Raw genomic sequence first — 18,932 nt, 5'->3', positions numbered from 1 at the left:
CGACCAGAAATATCTTTAGAATAGGCGTATAGCTATCACATCTTGCTCTACAATAACAATACCACAGGATGGTTACTCGACTGGAGGAAAAGAAATGACATCGGAGTGGCAGAGAATACAGACCAAACTGCCGGAATGGGTGGAACAAAGCCGTCATCAGTATATCCATGGCAAGGTGGCAGCGTATATTCCCGAATTGTCCAAAGCCCCGGCCGACGCGCTGGGTGTTGTTGTGATGAACGGAATCGGCGAGACCGTGGTAGCCGGAGATACCGAAATAAGCTTTACGATGCAAAGCATCTCGAAGGTATTCACGCTTATTTTGGCCTTGATGGATAATGGTGAAGATGTTGTCTTCTCCAAGGTCGGTATGGAGCCTACCGGAGACCGTTTTAATTCCATGCTGAAGCTGGAGCTGGTCGAGCCGGGCATCCCGTTTAACCCGCTTATTAATGCCGGAGCCATCGCCGTGTCCTCTTTGATTCGCGGAAACAGTCCTGAAGAGAAGTTTGCCCGTGTCCTGCAATTTTTCCGTCTGCTTACCCGTAATGACAAGCTGGAATATGACCAGGATGTCTACGATTCGGAATCTGCTACAGGCCATTTGAACCGTTCCCTTGCCTATTTCTTGATGGAAAAGGGAATTCTGCGCGGACATGTTGAGGATGTGCTGGAGGTTTACTTCAGGCATTGCGCTGTAAAATTGAATTGTACGGATTTGGCACGCATGGGACTCGTATTAGCCTACAATGGACGTGATCCGGTCACGGGTGTACCGCTGGTTCCCCGCCGCTATGTACAGATCGCCAAAACCTTTATGACCACATGCGGCATGTATGACGCATCCGGAGAATTCGCTATTCAGGTCGGACTGCCCGCCAAAAGTGGCGTATCTGGCAGCATTATGACGATGGTGCCCGGACGATATGGCATTGGACTGGTCGGACCTTCTCTGAACCGCATGGGTAACAGTACAGCGGGTGTACACTTGCTGGAGACCATGTCGCGGGATTTGGATTGGAGCTTGTTTTAGTTCACGAATAAGAGGGTATTCCCAGCCTATGTGGCTTACGGGAATACCCTCTTCCTTTACTTTCCTGATATGTTAAACGGTTTGGCCGTCGGTAACCAGTTTGATATGAATGCGGAACGGATCAGCTACGTATTTGGCACCATCGCGTTCCTCCACTCCATATCCTGCCGCAGTCAAACGGACGACAACGGCCTCCAGTTCCTTTTGATTCGGCACAATCAGTTCAAAATAATCCAGGCCTGCAGCATGCTGGGGAGCTGGGAGCGCCCCTTCCCCTGCCCATATATTCAAGCCCATGTGGTGATGGTAACCACCTGCGGATACGAACAAAGCAGACGAGCCATAGCGACATGTAATATCAAAACCGAGCACATCGCAATAAAATTGCTGCGCCTTGAGCAAATTAGACACATGGAAGTGAACATGCCCAATTACCGTTCCTTCGGGCAATCCTTGCCAAGGTAGGTTCTCGGAAATAGCGACCAAGCCTTCTGCATCCACAGGATCTGTTCCCATAATGTAATATCCGTTAGCATCTTTCTTCCACTGATCACGAGGACGATCCGCATAGATCTCTATCCCGTTATTATCCGGATCATGGATATACAGAGCTTCACTTACATCATGGTCCCCCTGTCCGATTTCAATCTCATGAGCAAGCAGATTACGCAGTGACAGGCCCAGAGCCACGCGGTTCGGTACAAGAATAGCAAAGTGATACAATCCGGCTGCGGATTGGCGTGGAAGAATAACTGCATTTTCAATAAACTTAAGGGTCAGCAGCGGATGCTTTCCGTCGACTGTCAATTCAGCGGTATCCGTCGTTTGACGCAGCAGTTGAAAACCAACGACCTCGGTATAAAATTGAATAGAGCGCTCCAAGTTACTAACCTTTAATGAAACCTGCCCGATTCTGGTGTTGTCATGGATATGTGCTGTCATGAGATTTCCCTCTTTCTACGTGGATTGGAGGACTACGCTAATGATAAATTACTGTTCTGTTGAAGTACGACGGCTAAACAAAGAATCCAGTGACAAACGAGTCGTTGGTGCAAATACCAAATGCAGAGCTACCAGAATAAAGGAAATATCCAGCTCATAACCTGCTCCCTGCCCATTACCCATCAAACCACCGGACAATTTTGCTGTGAAAATCGCTCCGATCAATACAATAACAAAAAGTCCAGAGACATAACGAGTAAACAACCCAAGAATTAAAGCAATTCCTCCGACTAACTCAATTACTGCAACGACATAACCTAAAAATCCTGGGACACCAATACTGGAAAACCAGCCAGCTACATTGCCCAGCCCCATTTGAAATTTAGCAATTCCGTGCGCCAAAAACAAGATACCCAAAGCCACCCTCATAATTGTTGAAATGTTTCTGCTTGCTGAACTCATATTTATCTCTCCATTCTGAATATTTTTTTGCACTCGTATGAGCACATAATAATAATTATTTTATATTACTAATAATTTGGTTAAAAAAATAAAATGATCTTGCTCTAAGTTGTAACTTATATAAGTACGACTCAAGCTCAAATTATTAGTAATAGGAATAATTATTTTGTAATGTGAATTTATCATAAGAAACTATAGTCTGTCAACAAAATATTTGGTATAATAAATAATAAATTAGTATACATTATATTTCCTTGAAGGAGGAACACTCCATGGGTATAGGATGCAACATACGCGCCGCGCGTAAACGTAAAAATTTATCCATCCAGCAAATATGCGAACGAACCGGATTATCTCAAGGCTTTATGAGTCAAGTAGAAAACAATAAAACCTCCCCTTCCATTGCTACACTGGATAGCATCGCTAATGCACTTAAGGTACCCCTCGCTTTTCTGCTGCTCAAAGAAGAGGAACGAATGCAGGTGATTCGGAAGGATGAGCGCCGCAAAACGGTTTATGGCAAAAATAAGCTTCAGGTGGACCATTTGGGGGGGCAGGGTAACGTCAAAATGATGCTGGTGGACATGCCGCCAGGCTCATCCACGGAAGAAGAGCATGCTCATGCGGGCGATGAGATTCATTTTGTTATGGAAGGCACGGTATATGTGGAGCAAGGCGAGGATTCGGCTACCCTCGAAGCAGGAGATTCCTTTAGCTGGAGAGCAGCCATTCCGCATTATGCCAAAAACATTGGAGAAAACAACGCCCGTATTTTGATTTCTGTATTTCTCGAAGCAGAGAATGACGCTTAAATTTCATCAAAAAAAGCGCGTACCGGGAAGTCGTTTTTTCACTTCCACGGTACGCGCTTTTTATATTCCAACTCTATCTCTTCTTGGCTGCGTCAATGTCTCCAGGATTCAAACCTTGCCAGATATTCGGAATATTAACGGTCTCGGGATGCTCGAATACGAGGAACGCTGTCGGTAAATACCGCTCGCCGTATTCAGAAGAAGGTTTATTCACAATGGCATGATCCTTGACGAGCACAGTCGATGATCCACCATCCAGATTAGCACCGATAACCGCTCCGTGTTTAAGTAAAATGTTTTGCATATCATACAAATTGGCACCGATGCTGTAACCCGGCTGACGACCGTCGATGGTCACAAAAATAATCGCGCCATCTGCTCTTTGCCCCATTGCCGTACGGGGAGCAATTCCCCATCCTTCGCTTGCATTGCGAATGAGACCTTTACCGTTCACGATCAGGCGTGGCTGAAAGGTAACCGCTTCTTGCACGTTCATTTTGGCTAGCTCGGACAGCGAGTAATGCCCGGCCACCATTTTGCCTTGCTTATCAATCCCTACGATTTGGGCAGAAGCGTTTTTTCCCATATCGTTGTAGTATAGCTGGCCTTGTGAAATAACAACGCCGATCGGCTTAAAGCCATTCCCATTCCAGTTAGGATCGGCAAAGCCGCCACCATTTACGCCTGCAATGGCTCCCAAGCGCTCTACCATACTGGATACTCTTTCTCCCTTGCCTATATTGGCAGGAATCCCGAGTCTGATTTTAGTCGGGTCATGCACCGTCATTACATAGCCGTGATAATTGCGGCCAGATACCTCTTCAACCTCAACCAGTGGCGTTTGCTGCACCTTGGTCGGTGTCAGATCAGGCAGCTTGATCGTATGTCTGTCTTTCTCCTCGCCCATCTGCTCGAAACGGGCCGAGTATTCGGCCACTCGCTTCTGCGCCTCCGCCTCACCAATAAAATATTTTGCCCAGTGACGATGTTGTGTAGTGATCAGCGTATCCGCAGCCAAGTAGCGCATGTCCTTGCCAGATGGTGTTAAAAACAGCCACGCGCTGCCCCCGATTCCAGCGAGCAGTAGTACAATAAAAAGCCGCCCCATAAAGCGACCAAATTTTCCTTTTCGTTTCTTTTTTTTGTTTTTATGCCTGCGAGCTGTTGCACGCTGTGGCAAGACTTCCGGTTTCATTCGCCATCTCTCCTGTATGCTGACTTCTGCCTTGAATATAACCGTTCTCTCAATGAGCTGATATGGTTTGTTTTTCAGGACAGCCATTGCTGCTGATTCTTATCCTCAGAGGGTAACATATCGGCAGCGACATCTAACGACAATATCATAAACTAATTTTGTAGAATGATAGTGTCAATTTTTTAACAGATTCATCATACCGAAAAAGAACACAATAAAACAGCCCTCCACATCAATGTGAAGGACTATTTGGAAAATTACGTTGGTTCGCAACCTGTTTCGTTGCCATTGCAATCCCTTTATGGTGCTACCTCCGGTTCAAGCAGCATGAACAGTTCTTTCATTTGTTGTCGCTTGAGCTTCGGACTAAGCACATACAGGGTATCTCCCGGCTTAATCACCGTCGTGCCTCTCGGAGCTATAATTTGCTCTTCTCGAATAATAGCGGTGAACAAAATGTCATCGGGAAGCTGCATGTCCTGAATTGCTTTGCCCACAATGGACATCCCTTCCTGCACTTGAATGTGATTGATCTCCGATGTGGTTTTCCCTAGAGATACCAATTCCAAGAGCGAAGGTGATGACGTTTCGTTAGGGTCCATTAAGCCGAGTTTCACCGCCAGCCACGAAATGGTCGTACCTTGTATAATGGCGGAGGTAAGCACGACGAAGAATACGACATTAAAAAACATCGGCCCCACATCCATTTCATCCAGCAGTGGATAGGTAGCCAGTACAATCGGTACCGCTCCCCTTAGCCCTGCCCAGGATAACAGCGTCTTTTCGCGTATAGAGTATCGAGAGAAAAGCAGACTCAGGAACACGCCAATTGGACGGGCTACGAGCATCAGAATAAAGGAAAGCGCCAAACTTTGCCACGCAATACCGAGCAACTGATCGGGAAAAACCAGCAGTCCCAGCAGGACGAACATCATGATTTGCACCATCCAGGCGAAGCCGTTGTTAAAATGAATAATTGACCGCTTGTAGGTCAGGTCCGAATTACCCAGCACGATGGCCATGACATATACTGCCAGCAAGCCGCTTGCCTCCAGTAAGGATGCCGCCGCATACGTTAAGACCGCAAATGCCAGCGCCATGACGGGATACAGACCGGATGAATCAAAATTCATTTTATTAATGGCATATACAGCTATGCGTCCGAGCACAAAACCAACGACCAGACCAAAACCCATTTCCCACAAAAATAGTAGAATATGTACCCAAATGGATTGCTCAGGGTGATGTATCAGCTCAATCAACGTTACCGTGAGGAATACGGCCATCGGATCATTACTGCCGGACTCCGCTTCCAGCGTAGATGTAATTCGTTTTTTGATGTTTTTACCACCTAAAACAGAAAACACCGCTGCCGCATCCGTCGATCCGACAATAGCGCCGAACAGCATGGATTCCATCCAGCTCACGCCTAAAATAAACTTGGCGCAAACGCCAATGACCACCGTCGTAATAATGACGCCAAGCGTAGATAATGACATCGCAGGTCGAATGACTGGCTTAACATCTGCAAACTTCGTTTGCATCCCGCCTTCAAACAAAATAACGATGAGCGCGAGAATCCCCACCAATTGCGTAATAAACGCATTATCAAAATAAATAAACTGACTGAGCACCATGCCGACGGCAATAAACAATACGAGCGCAGGCATGCCGAAACGACTGGAAAATTTGGTAGTCAGTACGCCGACCAGCAGCAAGCCGGACAGCAAAAGCACAATAAAATTAATAATAGTTGTCTGTTCCATACGACGGCTTCTCCTATCTTGAAAATAGATGTTCATTTTTTCGCCTTTTATCTATATACCCTCAAATCACACAGAATACTAATCTTAGATAAAAAAATATATATAAAATCAAAAAATCCAGCTCATGAGCTGGATTTTTTGATTTTATAGGGCTTGAACTGCGAAATTCTCCTTTATGCTTTGGGCTGAATCATATTCGCCGGTACGACATATTGGTCGAACTGCTCTTCGGTCAACAATCCACTACGCAGAGCTGCTTCTTTGAGAGACAGTCCTTCGGCATGCGCGAGTTTGGCGATTTTAGCCGCATTTTCATATCCGATATACGGATTTAATGCTGTCACCAGCATCAGCGAATTGTTCAAATTGTGCTCAATTTTAGTGAGATCCGGCTCAATACCAATCGCGCAGTTGTCATTAAAGGCAACAATTGAATCGGCTAGCAGATTCACGGATTGCAGGAAATTATAAATAATGACTGGCTTAAACACGTTCAGCTCAAAATTCCCCTGACTCGCAGCAAAGCCGATAGCGGCATCATTACCCATGACCTGCGTTACGACCATCGTAAGGGCCTCACTCTGGGTCGGATTGACCTTGCCCGGCATGATCGAGCTGCCCGGCTCATTAGCAGGAATCGTAATTTCACCCAAGCCGCTACGCGGACCGCTTGCCAGCCAGCGAACATCGTTAGCGATTTTCATCAAATCAGCAGCGAGTGCTTTAACTGCTCCGTGTACGGCAACCACTTCATCATGGCTGGTCAGCGCATGGAATTTGTTTGGTGCGGACGTAAACGTTTTGCCAGTGAAGCTGGAAATTTCCGCAGAGGTTCGGTCACCGAACTCCGGATGAGCATTAATACCCGTGCCCACGGCTGTACCGCCTATCGCCAGCTCCTTCATATATTGCACCGTGTCGATGATAATTCGCTTGCTTTTGTCCAGCATGGCATACCAGCCGCTGATTTCTTGACCCAGAGTAAGCGGCGTAGCATCCTGCAAATGAGTACGACCGATTTTAATAATATCCTTAAATTGCTCTGACTTCTGCTGGAAGGTTTCTTTCAGCTTATCAATAGCAGGCAGCAAGTGATCCTCCACTGCAATGACACCCGCTACATGAAGCGCCGTCGGAAATGTATCATTCGAACTTTGCGACATGTTCACATCGTCATTGGGATGCAGCTTTGCATCCTGTCCCTGCTCTTGCAGCCATTGGCTTCCAAGATGAGCAATCACTTCGTTCACATTCATATTGGATTGCGTACCGCTTCCTGTCTGCCATACGACCAATGGGAAATGGTCATCGACCCGACCAGCAAGAATTTCGTCCGCCGCATAAATAATAGCGTCCTGCTTCTGCTGTGACAGCTTGCCCAACTTATAATTGCTGATCGCTGCACTCTTCTTGAGCACTGCGAACGCCTGAATAACCTCTAACGGCATTTTCTCCGAGCCAATCGGAAAATTTTCCTTGCTGCGCTGTGTTTGCGCTCCCCACAGACGGTCTGCCGGTACTTTGATTTCACCCAACGTATCTTTTTCGATGCGGTAGTTCAATTCATTTCCTCCTCTTGGCCTATGTAATTCAGACAAAATATGGTGACTTCCTTGCCTATTATACATTAAATTTCAAAGGTTATCATATATATTGCAAGCGCTTTTTTACGATTAGTCCGGAGGAGGAATGTATCGTCAGCTACATACCAGGGAGGTCGGTTCAGCTAATGGTGATGTTGCCTTTAGCTCGAACCTCTTTTCTGCCCAGCAGCTTATTCAGCGCGTCGATGTAAGCTCTGGCACTGGCTTCCAGAATATCTGTACTTGTGCCTCTTCCACGGGCGGTGTATTCTCCTTGTCTCAGAACAGCATGCACTTCTCCGAGCGCATCCTTACCGTACGTTACAGATTGGATCGAATAATCCTCCAATTCCACTTCTTCATCACTAGCCTTGTCTATAGCATGAAAATCGCGTCTACGGAGCCGTTGCCCATCGCCACTTCATCAATAGCTGTTCCATCCTGTTTAATCAGTCGAATGGATGCTACCGGAACCGACTGATTGCCATAGGATACCTGGATGGAATCCAGCGTGAAAATCTGTGGGGAGGCACTGCGACTCTCATCCATCAGGACGAGCAAATCTTCATCCAGCACCTGTTTTTTCTTGTCCGTCAAGGCTTTGAATTTACGGAACGCCTCCTGAAGCTGCTCCTCTGTCAAAGCATCAAACCCCATGTCAGCCAGCTTTTCCTTGAACGCATGCCGACCCGAGTGCTTTCCGAGTACAAGCTTACTCGTCTTTAAGCCGATGCGCTCCGGGGACACAATTTCATATGTCGTACGCTCCTTAAGCATCCCGTCCTGGTGAATACCGGACTCGTGGGCAAAAGCATTCGCTCCAACAATGGCCTTGTTCCCCGGTACGGACATCCCCGTGCGTTTGCTCACCAGGCGACTGGTGGCATACAATTCCTCCAGAATGAGATCCGTTTTTGCATCATAAAGCTCGGTTCTGGTATCAAGGGCCAGCGCGACCTCCTCCACTGGTGTATTTCCGGCACGTTCCCCGATGCCATTGATTGTGCCTTCAAATTGATCTACACCATTACGGATGGCCGCCAGTGTGTTAGCTGTTGCCATGCCGAGATCATCATGACAGTGGGTGCTGAGCTGTATTTTTTCGATGCCCGGCACCTGGGCTTTTACGATTCTGAACATTTCGCCGAACTGATCCGGCGAAGCATACCCAACGGTGTCCGGCAGATTGACGACCGTTGCTCCAGCACGGATCGCCATATCCACGACCTCGCAAATAAAGTCCAGTTCAGTACGACTGGCATCCTCCGCCGAAAATTCCACCTTATCAAAATACTTTCGTCCATAACGAATGGCTGCGGCTGCGGTCTCCAGTACCTTCGTCTTATCCATTCGCAGCTTGTGCTGGCGGTGAATGGGTGAGGTAGCCAAAAACAGATGAAGACAGGCGTCCTCCGCTCCCCGCAGTGCCTCTCTGACCGCATCTATATCCTGCTCTTTCGAACGTGCAAAACCAACCAAGGTTGAGTTGGTAACCTGTTTGGCAATCTCCTGCATGCTGAATATCTCACCTGGCGAGGTAGCTGGAAAACCGGTTTCTATCCGATCTACGCCCAATTTTTGCAGTTGAAGGGCGATTTCCACCTTTTCTGTACTGGTCAGACTAACTCCTGGTGATTGTTCTCCATCTCTTAACGTTGTGTCCAACACCCATATTTTGCGCATTCAGAACCCACCTTTGGTTTTATTTTAGGAGATGTTCGATATAAAAGATTTACAATTTAATTTATTCATCCGATCATCTGATGTTTGAGATTAAAAAAATTATGAATTTCCCATATGCTTTTGCAGTTCCAGCTTGGTGCCATCCAAATGCTGAATACTGTACAGCTCGGCAGCCTTGGCATCCTGATCGCGGATCGCTTCATATATTTTCTCATGCTGAAGTGTAAAAGGATTTTGCATCGCCGGATCGGTTACGAGATTTTTCAGCGCCTTCCGAATCGCCTCTACAAAGCTGCGATACACATCTGTAAGCACTTTATTACGTGTAGCCCCGGCAACAGCCAAGTGAAAAGTGATATCCGCATCCAGATACCCGTTCAAATCTCCAGCGGCCAATGTCACGGCACGACGGTCCAGCGCCTCGCGCATCAAGCGTAAATCTTCATCCTTACGTCGTAAAGCAGCCAGCCTGGCAATTTCCAGCTCCAACACACTCCGCACCTCATAGACTTCAATTATTTCAGCGCGACTCAGTCGGTAATCCAGAGGCTCCTGAGAAGTCGTCGGTTGGCATACAAAGGTTCCGTGTCCTTGTTTTTTCTCTAATAGACCGGCATGTACGAGAACGCTGACCGCTTCACGCACCGTGGAACGTCCTACTCCAAAAAGCTTCATCAGCTCAGGCTCTGTCGGAATTTTTGTACCCACATCCCATTCACCAGTAGCTATTTTTCGTTGCAGCTGTTCAGCCACTTCATCAGCGATTTGCTTGCGTTTGACAGCTTGAAAAGGCATCATTTCCTGATTCATCTGATCATCTCCTGTTTTGTATCATACTATGACTACTTGCCATCCTGCAACCTGTTTTTCATGTTCCTTTCCTCACTAAACAGACTTCTGCCTGTAATATTTGTCTTCTCCACCTCTCCCATCAACAAAATAAAGCCCGCACCGTTGGACACGATACAGGCTTATTCCGATAAAATATAGGCTAGGATTTCGAACGTGCAGGTGTGACACAATATAAACGGCTGGTTGCTTCAAAAATATGGCCTGGAGCAAGTGCAATCAATCCGATCTCCTCCGCAGGCAAGTCCGGACGATTCGGTGCATTGATCATGTTCATTTGCGGCTCAGGACAGATGAATTCCTTGTTCGCTTTGTTATTCCAGATCATCCAATGCTTATAGGCCGTGCCTACATCGTATACGAGAGTAGCGCCTGTCTTACTGTGTGTCAGCTCCATATAGTTGCGTCCATTTTGCGGAGCTACCGTGTAATGATTGTCCATCGATGCAAAATAGGGACTCACTCCCGTTGTCTTCAGCAATTCCTCTTCCGGTGACAATGGCTGGAACTGTCCTGTGGCTAACAACCGCTCCGTCAACTCGCGACGCTCACCGATGGTAACCTTAATTTTGTAGTCTTCCGGCGAACTCTCCGGTACGAATGGAACCCGAATTGCCGTGTGAAAGGCATACAGGTTTGGAATCGGCTGATCACCCTCGTTGTGGATCACATAACGCTGATGCAGTCCAAATTCGTCCAGGCTGTATGTCAGCTTGATGGTAAAGGTGAACGGCAAATAGCGGAACATGGGATGTCCTTCCCTCACATGCTGATTCATTACCACATAGCTGCCCTGTTCTCCAGATCCGTAGTCCTCAACCTCCCACCGGACGGTGTGTAAAAAGCCATGCAAATGGTTATGGGTCGCCGTTTCATTGATGGGCAGTTCATATGTAACTCCATTCCACAGAAATTTGCCATCCTCATACCGATTCGGAGGAAACAGGAAAGGAATCCCATAGACTGACGGACTTTGTTTAAAAGCCTCTATGCTGTCAGCTTCCGGCTCGCGGAGAAATGAATATCCTGTCTCATTGTCACGAAAAGAAATCAGATTTGCGCCGTTTCCCGGCAGGGCTACCGCTTCATAACGCCCGAATTTAAGGCGAATCGCCGGTATTCCATAATAAAGGTCACCAATTGCAGCATGCTGATGTGTCATCAAAAATCCTCCTTGATGAATGACGATGTTTTAATGAAAGCGTTTAGCTTTTGGCTTGACTATACCATGCTGAGCAAAAAAATTCCATGCCAACACAAAAAAACGATGCCCCGTAAGGCATCGTCCTTTCCACGTCACTACACATAGCGTCCCTGCTTGGGTACAGCCGTGTGCTCAAAATCCTCCGCCAGTCGTTCCAACTGGGTCTTCAGCTCATTACCCTGCATGTAGTGACCGTGTCCCGTAACAGCAATCTCCGGCTTCAAACCGGACAGCAGTTCCACTGACTGCTGCGCAGCCTGCCAATCTGTCGTAAAATATGCAGGCGGACCGTGTATTTCTTTTTCCTGTAAAATAACTGCCAGCGCCGATTCCTGCTTTACTGTAATAAAAGCATCTCCAGTTACTAGCAACCGTCTGCGTTCATGAAAAAGCGATATGTGACCCGGCGTATGTCCAGGTGTATGCAGCCACTTCCACCCAGGCGCACCGGGCACACTGCCATCCTCAGGCAGACGGGTGATGCGATCATCCAGATCAATGGCATCATTGGGGTATAAAAAGGAAACGCTCGACAGCAGACCTCCACCCACGCTGGGATCAGGTTGTTGGTAATCCTTCATCCCCGTCAAGTAAGGAAGCTCCAGCGGGTGCGCATACACAGGGGTACCCCAATGCTGAACCAGTTCAATGGCCGATCCCACATGGTCAAAATGCCCGTGAGTGAGCACAATAGCAACGGGAGGGCCAGCGAACCGTTCCTCAGCCAAGCGAATAATCGAGTCTGTAAACCCCGCCATCCCCGTATCCACCAGTACCCAGGATCGACTTCCCGGCTCCCCGATAAAACACACATTTACAAACAGCGTCCGTAAGCTCAGAAGATCGGGAGCAGCCTCTTCATTTGCCGTCATTCCTTCGGTGAACAGATGATTTGCCAAACCGTCATCCTCCCCATTCACATGGAATTTGCTGTCATTATCGACCTATAGGCTTCCCCCATGTCGGCAGATTATGCGGACACTGCTAAATATAATCCGCTTGTCACGAAAATAGACCATGTTTACATTACTCGGGTAATTTACTCCATGCCGCATCAAGCAAATAATCAAACAAATCATCATTCTCTTCAATCCATGCATCCATATGCAGCATCTCTTCCTCTACCCGTGGCTCCCCTGCAAAATGGAGACTGTAATCCCACTCCTTGCCCCTTTTGCTATGGAACGTAATTTCGTATACAGAAGTCTGTCCGTCTACTCCAAACACGACCTGACCCAAGTATGCACCATTCTCATCTCTAGTCATTTGTGCCTGCTGAATATGTACTTCCTGTACTTCCTGAGGTGCATTTTGATCCGTCATTCATCTATCCGCCCTTTCATTTTCGCCAAAATGTACCAAAATGGATTTGTGAACCTTTTCGTTACATTGTACAATATATAAGCCGCGTGTGGAATTTGCAAAAAACTGCGCAGGCAACCCCAAGCCCTGTTAAGGGCCTTTTCGTGAAATGGAGGAAAGTTACATGTCAGATTTTCAACAAAAATTGCAAAAATATGCCGAGTTAGCTGTTCGGGTGGGGGCTAATGTCCAGCCTGGGCAAACACTCATCGTTCATGCTCCCATCCTGTCCGCTGAACTTGTGCGGCTTATTGTCAAATCCGCGTATACCGTCGGAGCCAAGCTGGTTAAGGTAAAATGGAGCGACGAAGCCATCACTCGCCTGCAATATGAACTGGCTCCTGATGAGACTTTTAATATTCCTCCCAAATGGTACGCGGCTGAAATGACCGAAGAGGTCGAGAACGGCGCAGCGGTACTGCATATCATAGCAGATAATCCGGATTTGCTTCAAGGTATCCCGTCCAGTCGCATTACTGCGGCTCAGCGTGTGCGTTCACATGAATTGCGCCAATACCGCGAACTTCAAATGGCCGACAAATTCAGTTGGGCTCTGATTGCTTACCCTTCCGAAGAATGGGCTGCTAAAGTATTCCCGAATCTGCCAGCTTCCGAACAAATGGATAAGCTGTGGGAAGCCATTTTCAGCACCGTGCGTGTAGATCTCGATAATCCGGTAGAAGCATGGAAAGAGCATTTGAAAACACTCTCCAGCAAATCAGATATTTTGAATGCCAAACGCTATAAAAAGCTGCATTATTTGGCCCCAGGCACTGATCTGACCATCGAATTGGCTAAAGATCACCTGTGGGTTGCAGCCGAAAGCGTCAATCAGCAAGGACATACCTTTGTAGCCAATATGCCTACCGAGGAAGTGTTTACTGCCCCGCTCAAAACCGGAGTGAATGGCAAAGTAAGCAGCACCAAACCGCTCAGCTACAGCGGAAATATTATCGACAACTTTACGCTGACCTTTGAAAACGGACGCATTATCGATGTGCAGGCTGAAACAGGCTTGGAGACTCTTCAGCATCTCGTTGAAATGGATGAAGGCTCCCACTACTTGGGCGAAGTCGCTCTTGTGCCTCACCATTCCCCCATTTCGGATAAGAACATTTTGTTCTATAATACGTTGTTTGATGAAAATGCTTCCAACCATCTGGCCATCGGCAATGCCTATGCATTTAACCTTAAAGGCGGCAAGGACATGAATCAGGAGCAGTTGGCAGCCAACGGCCTGAATTCCAGTCTGACACACGTCGATTTTATGATCGGCTCAGGTGAAATGGACATTAACGGCGTCACCGAGGACGGTACCGAGGAACCCATCTTCCGCAAAGGAAACTGGGCGATCTAAAAAGACAAAAAAGGCTCACGCCGCTGTCATGCGGAGGAGCCTTTTTTCTTCATTCAACGGGTTAAGTCACAGATATTTTACAAATTATGAAGCCACTGATTTACTGAAATTCCAAAAACAATTTGTACCACGCTGATGATTAAAAAGACAATAAGGCAGCTTACGATTCTTCGATTTGTGGATTGGTGCATGGATAAAGCGGATTTTACATAAAACATGCTGCCCAATATCCCAAAACACAAACCAAAGATACCTGCAAACAGCCAGCCTATGACCAAGCTCACCACTACAAAAGCCCAGCTCCAGCCGGGAACTTTAGCCACAGGTACGTAAGGCTGATTGGAACCCAGATATACGCCATCCACGGCCAAATCCGCTTTGTTGCCGATGACGACAACATTTACAGCTTTATTCGTCAATCTGATGGGAAAATCGACTAAATTCAAAAAAGCATTCTGGCTTTTAACCTTCTGTACGCTTCCATTCACAATAATTTTTCCTCCGCCGAGGCTACGCTTGTACTCAATTTCATACTGAGTTCCATTATCTTCTACATTCCATTTTGCCATTGCCCTACTCCTCTCAAGTTTTAGGCTAGCCGTAGATATACTTCCGACATTTCCTAATTATGTACTGTAAAAATCATAACATAAGCTGCAAGTTAAATAATGGAAAAAGGCCGCTTATTAGCGACCTCTTCGTGTATTTCATATTGTATTGGTGTTAGTTCGTATGTCCAATTTTAGCTTTGTAAGCAAGGGAATACTGGTCAGCAGCTAAAATCGCATCCAGCACATCGTCCGCTGTTACTGCAAATGGCAGATTATGAGCAGTTTCGCCTTCTTTCGTCGCCGCCTGAGCTACACGGTACAGATCCTCACGGGAGGCTTCCTGGAGCTTGACGTCCTCCAGCGTGACAGGCAGATCCAGCTTCAGATAAAAATCGATATACCGTTCCACCTCGGCCAAAGGTCTTTTTTCTAACGCAAGCTGTACCAAGGTGCCGAAAGCCACCTTTTGACCATGCGTCAAGTGATGAATATCCCCTTCCAGCACGGTAAAACCGTTGTGTATCGCATGTGCGCCTGCCAAGCCACCACTTTCGAATCCTAGCCCACTCAGCAGCGTATTGGCTTCTACCACTGCTTCAAGCGCAGGTGTAACCACTTTGCGCTTCACGGATTCATAGGCTTGCAGCCCGTAATCGAATAGAACCTCTTCGCACTTGGCCGCAATTGCTTCGGCTGCCAAGGTTGGCAAGCCGCCAGCCATCGTTGTCGCCCGGGCCTCGATGACGGCACGAGCTTCAATCCATGTTGCCATCGCATCCGCAATGCCGGAAGAGAGGAACAATGGTGGTGCTTGGGAAATAACCTTTGTGTCGACCAGGATCAAGCTTGGATTTTTACTGAAAAAAGAATACGTATCAAATGCACCCTCATCCGTGTACAAGACAGATAGCGCACTGGTCGGAGCATCCGTGGAGGCTGTCGTTGGGATAATGACTACCGAGGAACCAAGCACCTCATTAACCGCCTTGGCGGTATCCAGCGTCTTGCCGCCGCCTACACCAATGACAATATCAACATGCCCGCTTCGTCCCTGATCAGCAATACGGTTCACTTCGTTTTTGGACGCTTCCCCTTGAAACTCCACCTTTACCGATGTAATCCCCGCCTGTTCCAGACTTTTCACTACCCGGTCGGCTGCGATACCCCATACCAGCTTGTCGGCAATAACCAGAGCAGTATGACCTAATGGCTTGACATATTCACCCGTTTTATCAATCACATTTTTCCCTTGCACATATTTACCCGGACTAATAAATACTTTTTCGCTCATCGTTCAACGCTCCCTTCCAAGTTTGTACAATTCCTATTATACAGCCGGAAGAGCACACATCTCAATTTCAAACCCCAGATCTTCAATCATTTGATGATCGGCTGTGACTTCTTGTCCATCTGTCGTTAAATAATCGCCTACGAAAATCGAATTGGCTGCATACAGGGATAAGGGTTGCAGTGTCCCCAAATTCAGCTCCCGTCCGCCTGCGACACGAATTTCCTTGGATGGACAAATGAACCGAAAAAGCGCCAGTACCTTTAATGCTCTGATCGGAGATGTGCGCTTTACTCCTTCCAGCGGGGTTCCAGGGATCGGATTCAAGAAATTGACTGGGATGGAGTCGGCACCGATTTCCCTTAACGCATAACCCATTTGGACGATTTCCTCATTCGTTTCCCCCATTCCGATAATCACGCCGGAACATGGTGACATCCCGTGAGATTGAGCCATTTTAACCGTTTCGACACGTTGATCGTATGTATGTGAGGTTGTAATGGACGGATAGTTGGCCTTGCTCGTATTTAAATTGTGATTGTAACGATGGACTCCCGCCTCTGCCAACCGGCGGGCCTGATCTCCTTTGAGAATCCCCAGGCACGCACAAATTTTAAGTGGCATCGTACTGGTAATTTCCTGTACCGCCTCAATTACCTGATCCAACTCTCGATTTGTTGGACCCTTGCCAGAAGCTACGATACAATATGTACCTGCTTTCCTCGCTAACGCTTCACGGGCTCCGGCCAGCAGAGACTCCTTGTCCAGCATACTGTATTTGCTGACAGGTGCCGTGGATACGATGGATTGTGAGCAATAGCCGCAATCCTCCGGGCACAGACCGCTTTTGGCATTCATAATCATGTTGAGCTTTACCTTTTTACCGTAAAAATGATGACGCACCCGAAATGCAGCTTGCATAATCGGTAAAATTTCCTCATCGTCCGCTTCCAGCACTGTCAACCCTTCTTCGAGTGTCACATTGCCGCCGTGGATCACATTTTCAGCCAGCGAGTACCAATCCATAACCTCATTGGACCATTTCATACGTTATACCTCCCTATTTTAATGAACATGCTAACCGATTCGTTTCTCAGGCGAAATTCCTTTTTAATTGTCAACCAAATAAAAATATAATAAGTTGACAATAATATAGTTCATCATATCAATTCATGTCTCATGTGTAAAGAAGCCAAAATCAAAAAAGCGGCCCTCTATCGTTCAAGGGTCGCTTCAAGAATGGTTCAATTATAGAATGTCTACTCTTTTATCTGGTGAATCCTGATTTACGAGACTCCCGCTTCCTCCATAAGGACTGGCTGCTTCAACAGCCGGATACGTGAAATCCGCTTGTTCTCGATTTCTTCTACAACGAACAGACAACCTTCAAATTCTACAGACTGACCCGGCTGTGGGGGGATGACCTCAACATGCGAGTACAGCCAGCCCCCTACTGTATCATAATCCTCATGATCCAGATCCAGTCCAAAGCGATCATTCACTTCATCAATTAACAGCATACCGTCAATGGAAAATTCCTCGTCATTAATCTGCTCACAACCCGGACGCTCCTGATCGAACTCATCCTGAATTTCACCAACGATCTCTTCCATAATATCCTCCAGCGTCACCATACCTGAGGTACCACCGTATTCATCAATCAGAATCGCAATTTGTGTCTTGCTACGCTGCATGCGTTTGAGCAAATCACTAATTTGCGTTGATTCAGGAACGGCAAGAATCGGACGGATCATCGTACGGGTATCCAGTTTGTTTGCCCGCAGAAGATCCTTGATATGGATAAAGCCGATAATATGGTCCTTGTCCTCGGCGCAGATTGGATAACGCGTTCTCATGCTCTCCGTCGCAATCGCGAGATTTTCCTCTGTGGACTCATTGCTGTACAAACAGATCATCTCGGTACGCGGAATCATGATTTCCCTGGCGGTCGTGTCGGTAAAATCAAATATATTATCAACAAGCGCCAATTCCGTATTATCAATTAGTCCGCTCTTATTGCTTTCTTTCATCAGAATGCGTATTTCATCCCCCGTATGCGCGGAATCGTCATATTCGGATACCGGCTCCAGACGGAATAAACGCAGCAGGCTGTTCGCCATGCCATTCAACGCCCATATGAATGGATACATCAGCTTGTAAAACCAAGTCATCAGCATGGCCGAATACAGCGTAATGGTTTCAGCTTTACGAATGGCTATTGTTTTGGGCGCCAATTCACCCAGCACAATATGCAGAATCGTAATCACAATAAATGCAATGACCACGGCAGTACCGTGTACATATACCGGTCCCAGCCCGGCGGCTGTAAATACAGGTTCGATCAAATGTGCAATGGCCGGTTCTCCGATCCACCCCAGTCCCAGCGAAGCCAGTGTAATGCCCAACTGGCAGGCAGACAGATAAGCGTCCAAATTGTGTAATATATTCGCGGCATATACGGCTTTTTTGTTGCCCGCCTCTACCAATGTGTCAATACGGCTGCTTCTGACTTTTACCATTGCAAATTCTGCAGATACAAAAAAACCGTTCAATAATACTAATGCAAAAACAATAAATAAGTTAAACATACTCGGTAAAGGGTCACTCAATATGCTCCCCATCAGCCGTCATTACGGCAGACAGGCGCACCTCCTTCGGATAATTTCATCATAGACAGAACGATAACACATCATAAGCAGCGTCAACTTCCCAACACAATCACTCCTTCCGGCTTTCACAAGCCATATTTTCGCATGAATGACGAAGCCATTCATCAGCTTATATTTAATTATATAGTTATACACTACACAGTCAATCCGCAAGGTATGTCAGAAAAATCGGCTAA

General features: G+C 47.0%; 16 protein-coding genes and 1 pseudogene. 3 read left to right on the top strand and 14 right to left on the bottom strand.

Going from position 1 to position 18,932, the window contains the following annotated elements:
• The first annotated feature begins 94 nt into the window (after positions 1–94).
• Entirely contained in the window at positions 95–1,033 is a 939-nt protein-coding gene (gene glsA / locus ASL14_RS25810) for a glutaminase A (protein WP_134914682.1), read from the top strand.
• A gap of 72 nt (positions 1,034–1,105) precedes the next feature.
• Here the strand turns inward: glsA and ASL14_RS25805 are convergent, their stop codons facing one another.
• Together ASL14_RS25805 and ASL14_RS25800 are read right to left on the bottom strand one after the other, a co-directional pair.
• A complete protein-coding gene (locus ASL14_RS25805) occupies positions 1,106–1,975 on the bottom strand; it encodes a VOC family protein (protein WP_134914681.1) in 870 nt (289 codons plus the stop codon).
• A gap of 48 nt (positions 1,976–2,023) precedes the next feature.
• A complete protein-coding gene (locus ASL14_RS25800; protein WP_044647612.1) occupies positions 2,024–2,437 on the bottom strand; it encodes a DoxX family protein in 414 nt (137 codons plus the stop codon).
• Positions 2,438–2,709: 272 nt separating this feature from the next.
• Between ASL14_RS25800 and ASL14_RS25795 the strand changes: the two genes are divergently transcribed.
• Positions 2,710–3,249, top strand: coding sequence for a helix-turn-helix domain-containing protein (locus ASL14_RS25795; protein WP_134914680.1), 540 nt, complete (start codon positions 2,710–2,712; stop codon positions 3,247–3,249).
• Between the two features lie 73 nt (positions 3,250–3,322).
• Here the strand turns inward: ASL14_RS25795 and ASL14_RS25790 are convergent, their stop codons facing one another.
• From ASL14_RS25790 to ASL14_RS25755, 8 genes and pseudogenes are all read right to left on the bottom strand, one after another.
• Positions 3,323–4,444: a phosphodiester glycosidase family protein gene (locus ASL14_RS25790; protein ID WP_134914679.1), complete on the bottom strand. Its 1,122-nt coding sequence runs from the start codon at positions 4,442–4,444 to the stop codon at positions 3,323–3,325.
• Positions 4,445–4,743: 299 nt separating this feature from the next.
• Positions 4,744–6,210 (bottom strand): potassium/proton antiporter, encoded by a 1,467-nt coding sequence (locus ASL14_RS25785; protein ID WP_134914678.1) that lies wholly within the window; start codon positions 6,208–6,210, stop codon positions 4,744–4,746.
• 173 nt (positions 6,211–6,383) lie between these two features.
• Entirely contained in the window at positions 6,384–7,772 is a 1,389-nt protein-coding gene (fumC, locus tag ASL14_RS25780; RefSeq protein ID WP_134914677.1) for a class II fumarate hydratase, read from the bottom strand.
• Between the two features lie 160 nt (positions 7,773–7,932).
• Positions 7,933–9,476 (bottom strand): annotated as a pseudogene (locus ASL14_RS25775) (2-isopropylmalate synthase).
• Positions 9,477–9,575: 99 nt separating this feature from the next.
• Positions 9,576–10,286, bottom strand: a complete 711-nt coding sequence (locus ASL14_RS25770; protein WP_134914676.1) for a FadR/GntR family transcriptional regulator — start codon at positions 10,284–10,286, stop codon at positions 9,576–9,578.
• 181 nt (positions 10,287–10,467) lie between these two features.
• Positions 10,468–11,487, bottom strand: coding sequence for an aldose 1-epimerase (locus ASL14_RS25765; protein WP_134914675.1), 1,020 nt, complete (start codon positions 11,485–11,487; stop codon positions 10,468–10,470).
• A 137-nt stretch (positions 11,488–11,624) separates the two neighbouring features.
• Positions 11,625–12,428, bottom strand: coding sequence for an MBL fold metallo-hydrolase (locus tag ASL14_RS25760; RefSeq protein ID WP_134914674.1), 804 nt, complete (start codon positions 12,426–12,428; stop codon positions 11,625–11,627).
• Positions 12,429–12,555: 127 nt separating this feature from the next.
• Complete coding sequence (locus tag ASL14_RS25755) at positions 12,556–12,852, bottom strand: hypothetical protein (RefSeq protein WP_134914673.1); 297 nt, start codon at positions 12,850–12,852, stop codon at positions 12,556–12,558.
• A 163-nt stretch (positions 12,853–13,015) separates the two neighbouring features.
• Here ASL14_RS25755 and ASL14_RS25750 point away from each other — a divergent pair, with 163 nt between their 5' ends.
• Positions 13,016–14,248, top strand: a complete 1,233-nt coding sequence (locus tag ASL14_RS25750; protein ID WP_134914672.1) for an aminopeptidase — start codon at positions 13,016–13,018, stop codon at positions 14,246–14,248.
• A 77-nt stretch (positions 14,249–14,325) separates the two neighbouring features.
• Here ASL14_RS25750 and ASL14_RS25745 read toward each other — a convergent pair whose 3' ends face one another.
• The 4 genes from ASL14_RS25745 to ASL14_RS25730 form a co-directional block, all read right to left on the bottom strand.
• Positions 14,326–14,817: a hypothetical protein gene (locus tag ASL14_RS25745; protein ID WP_134914671.1), complete on the bottom strand. Its 492-nt coding sequence runs from the start codon at positions 14,815–14,817 to the stop codon at positions 14,326–14,328.
• Positions 14,818–14,971: 154 nt separating this feature from the next.
• Positions 14,972–16,090, bottom strand: coding sequence for a glycerol dehydrogenase (locus tag ASL14_RS25740; protein WP_134914670.1), 1,119 nt, complete (start codon positions 16,088–16,090; stop codon positions 14,972–14,974).
• Between the two features lie 36 nt (positions 16,091–16,126).
• A complete protein-coding gene (gene bioB, locus ASL14_RS25735; RefSeq protein ID WP_134914669.1) occupies positions 16,127–17,134 on the bottom strand; it encodes a biotin synthase BioB in 1,008 nt (335 codons plus the stop codon).
• 239 nt (positions 17,135–17,373) lie between these two features.
• Positions 17,374–18,675: a hemolysin family protein gene (locus ASL14_RS25730; protein ID WP_189338290.1), complete on the bottom strand. Its 1,302-nt coding sequence runs from the start codon at positions 18,673–18,675 to the stop codon at positions 17,374–17,376.
• Positions 18,676–18,932: the final 257 nt, after the last annotated feature.

The organism is Paenibacillus sp. IHB B 3084 (assembly GCF_001447315.1).
Taxonomy (GTDB): domain Bacteria; phylum Bacillota; class Bacilli; order Paenibacillales; family Paenibacillaceae; genus Paenibacillus.
The sequence above is the reverse complement of the archived record's forward strand: the minus strand, read 5'-3'. Positions and strand labels throughout refer to the sequence as shown.